This is a genomic window from Dialister sp., assembly GCF_036343215.1.
Lineage (GTDB): Bacteria > Bacillota > Negativicutes > Veillonellales > Dialisteraceae > Dialister.
This window is the reverse complement of the sequence record NZ_JAZASU010000177.1, coordinates 1-1,918: the sequence shown is the minus strand read 5'-3', so window position 1 is coordinate 1,918 and position 1,918 is coordinate 1. Positions and strand designations below refer to the sequence as shown.

Sequence of the window (1,918 nt, the reverse complement as noted above, 5' to 3'; positions counted from 1 at the left end):
GGCAGAAGTCGTCCAGGAGTTCGTTCACTCTGTTTTCGAAGCCTTCTTCTTCCATTTTGTTTGCCATGAACATGGCGAAGTGCGAGTAGTAGCGGTAGTAGTTCTTTTTGTTTTTGGGGTCGAATATGGACCACTGGCGCATGAACATGGAGATTTTCAGGTAGAGCCGCTGGCCGAAGCGGATGTCTTTGTCGGTGAGGAGGTTTTTCGTCACCATTTCGCGGGTCCAGCGCTGCACTTCTTTGCTGCCCAGGACGCCTTTGAGGATGGATTCTTTCATGGACCGGTTCTGCCAGACGTAGGAGCCGAGGAATCCGAGGACGTAGGCGCGGAAGATGATGTATTTATAGAAGAATCCGGCTTTTTCGCGGGTGGGTCCGCTTTTCATGAGGGGCAGGGTCTCCGTGAGGGGCATGAGGATCTGGGCGCTTTCCATCACGAGGTTTGATTCGGTCTTTCCCAGGTCTTCTCCGATGGCTTCTGCCAGGATGCGGGGCATCGCTTTGATCCGCCGTTCATGGAAATCAGGGTCGCAGAAGGAGAGGGCTTCCAGGTATACGTCCCCTTCTTCTTTCACTGCTTTGATGAATCTTTCTGTTTCCAGCTGGAAGAAGGTGGTGAGGGCGGAGAGGTCCGTCCCGGTTTCATTGGAAATCAGGACGAGGGTCTGGATGGTGCCTACGCCTGTATCGTGATAGGGGAAATGGAAATGGGCCATAGCCCTGCGCACGTTTTCAAATTCGTTGGAAAAGGAGCGGGTAATATCGAAATCGAGGTAGTCTTTCACCGATTCTTCGAGGTATCGGCTGATGCGGGAGCCTTCTTTCACGATGGAAGAGGCCAGTTCGAGGCGGAAGTGGACGTATTTCCTGCAGAGGTCATTCCATACCTGGCGGCTTGCCGCATAGGGCAGGTGCCCGTCGGTCATGGCTTTCAGGATGGCTTTATCCAGGGAAAGGGAGGGAAATACAAAACTTTCGCAGGAAAGCGGGTAGAACCGCCGGTTCATGCGTCCAAGGATGATCCGGGCAAGGCGCTCTTTACCTGCGGCCCGCTGTTCATCATGCATAACGCTCCCTCCTTTCTAAAAAATCTTAAAAAAAATTAAGCCTCATCCTCTATGTAAAGAGAAGATGAGAATTCTGTTATATTATACACTGTTAACCGCAAAATTGGTAATCAGATTTGTGTAAAATGTAGGTAAAAAATGCAGAAAATAAAACAGCCTTTAGAGCTCGTATACCGGTACTTACTACCGCATATCCAAATCTTTCTCTCCTTATCTGCCAGAATCGGCGGATTGGGGGAAATTTGGGCGCATTTCGGGAAATATGGGGAAATTCAGGAAATTTTATTTCTATTCCATCGTATACTATGGAATAAAAGCAGGGCCGCCTCCGCCGGAACTTTCAGATAAGGGTTTTCTAATCTTCTCTCCCCTGCCTGGGCTTTCCCGGTGAAACGTGACGTCCTTTCCCTTTTGTCACCATGCGGCTTGTATGAAAGTACAGCCCCTCCGCCTGCGCATTTTTAGGATAGAGGCAATAGGAACTGGTATGTTTCGTCAGTCAGTCACATGTGTGCCTTGCAGGAAATGAGGCTCATGACGTACCGGTTTCATCGGAATTGCCTCAAAATTTTCGCGGAAAGGCTTCCCCTCCGGGGAAGCTGGCGCCGAAGGCGACTGATAGGGCAGCGATGGATCCTTCATGGGAATCTTTCGTGAGATTATCGATTCTTCGAATCGATTTGCCCTCTCATCCCTTTGCGGTGTTCCCGGGGGAGAGCCTGACCGCTGACCGATAGAGTCAATTGGTGCAAAATCGTTTCGTCAGTCAGCCACATGTGTGCCTTGCGGGAAATGAGGCTCATGACGTACCGTTTTCACCGAATTGCCTCAAAATTTTCGCGGAAAGGC

The 1,918-nt window shown here is 50.3% G+C and carries 1 protein-coding gene; it reads right to left on the bottom strand.

Annotation, left to right across the window (positions count from 1 at the left end; genetic code table 11):
- Window positions 1–1,069, bottom strand: a 1,069-nt coding sequence (locus tag VZT47_RS10180; RefSeq protein ID WP_330224848.1) for a hypothetical protein, incomplete at its 3' end; no start/stop codon positions are given.
- Window positions 1,070–1,918 lie beyond the last annotated feature (849 nt).